The organism is Planomonospora algeriensis (assembly GCF_977012225.1).
This window is the reverse complement of record NZ_CDRNDK010000852.1, coordinates 1-1372: the sequence shown is the minus strand read 5'-3', so window position 1 is coordinate 1372 and position 1372 is coordinate 1. Positions and strand designations below refer to the sequence as shown.

Genomic DNA, 1372 nt, shown 5'->3' with positions numbered 1-1372 from the left:
GGCGCCTCCCGTGCGGACAGGCCGGTCCCGCCACGGCGGACGCGGCCAGGCCGGTTCCGGCCGCGGGGCGCCCGGTCCTCGCGGAGGACGACGGGGTGGATGCGGTCGCCGTGGAAGAGTGGAGGGAGCGGGGGCGTTGTTCTCCAGTGGCGGGGTCGTGCGTCGGCGGTGATGGAACCGTACGGCGTTGATCACGGATCGGTGACGAGGGTCTCGAAACGGGAACTTCCTCGTCTACCGGATCGTGACCTCGTTGCCGCGCTTCTAACAGCTCGCCTAAACTCCGTGCCTTGGCTGGCTGTGTAGGCTGACGTGCTGAGCGGCGTGGCCGTATACGGACGTCCGGCGCCAGGCCGGTCATTCTCAAGTGGAGGAACGGCCCCATGGGCGACTACTCAAGCCTCATCATGATCGCTCTGATGGTCGTGGTGTTCTATTTCCTGCTCATCCGCCCGCAGCGCAAGCGGCAGCAGGAGCAGGTCCAGATGCAGAACTCCCTGACGCCGGGGACGCAGGTCATGACCACGACCGGCCTGTTCGCGACCGTCGTGGGCATCGACGCGGACGACGTGATCCTGGAGATCGCGCCCGGCGTCGAGACCCGCTGGGTCAAGGCCGCCATCGGACGTGTGCTGACCCCGGTGGACGACGCCGAGGACGTCAAGGACGACGTCGCGGCCACCGACGAGGTGGCGGAGACCGCCGAGCAGCAGGGTGACAACCAGGACTCGACCCCCAAGAAGTCCTGAGCGCAGTTCACCGCCAAATCCCCTATAGCCGAAAGAACTGACGACCAGTGGCCCGACCGACCAGCGGCCAGAGCAGACCGGGGCGCGTGCTCCTGCTGCTTCTGGCGATCATTCTCGCCATGGGCGGGGTGATGTTCCTCAACAGGGCGTACACCCCCGAATACGGCCTCGACCTCGCCGGCGGCACGACAGTGACGCTGTCGCCCATCACGCCGAACGGCGGCGCTCCCTCCGAGGAGAGCCTGAATCTGGCCGTGAACATCATCCGTGACCGGGTGAACGGCAGCGGCATCTCCGACGCCGAGGTGGCCAGCGCCGGTGACAACATCGTCATCTCCGTTCCGGGCGCCGGCCAGGAGGAGGTCGTCAAGCTGGTCGGCACGACCGCCGAGCTGAGGTTCCGCCAGGTGCTGGCGATCGCGGCCGGGTCGCCCCAGCCCCCGGGTGAGATGTCCACCCAGGCGCCGACCCCGGCCCCGTCCGGCTCGCCCGCGGCCACCGGGGAGAGCACGCCGAAGCCGTCGGTGACCGCCGAGCCGAGCCCGAGCGGTTCCCCGGCGGGACGCGGCCTGTCGGAGGCGCTGACCAACCCGAGCCCCGCCGCCACCCCCGCGGCCTCGCCG

At 69.6% G+C, this 1372-nt stretch carries 1 protein-coding gene and 1 pseudogene; both read left to right on the top strand.

The features are described from left to right. Window positions 1-383 precede the first annotated feature (383 nt). Window positions 384-749: a preprotein translocase subunit YajC gene (gene yajC / locus ACWJ6R_RS36370; protein WP_449066552.1), complete on the top strand. Its 366-nt coding sequence runs from the start codon at window positions 384-386 to the stop codon at window positions 747-749. Between the two features lie 86 nt (window positions 750-835). Then, window positions 836-1372 (top strand): annotated as a pseudogene (locus ACWJ6R_RS36365) (protein translocase subunit SecD); the annotation flags it as partial.

Bases quoted from the DNA above. Each gene is read 5' to 3' on its own strand.
- yajC (WP_449066552.1), top strand. From the start codon at position 384: ATGGGCGACTACTCAAGCCTCATCATGATCGCTCTGATGGTCGTGGTG.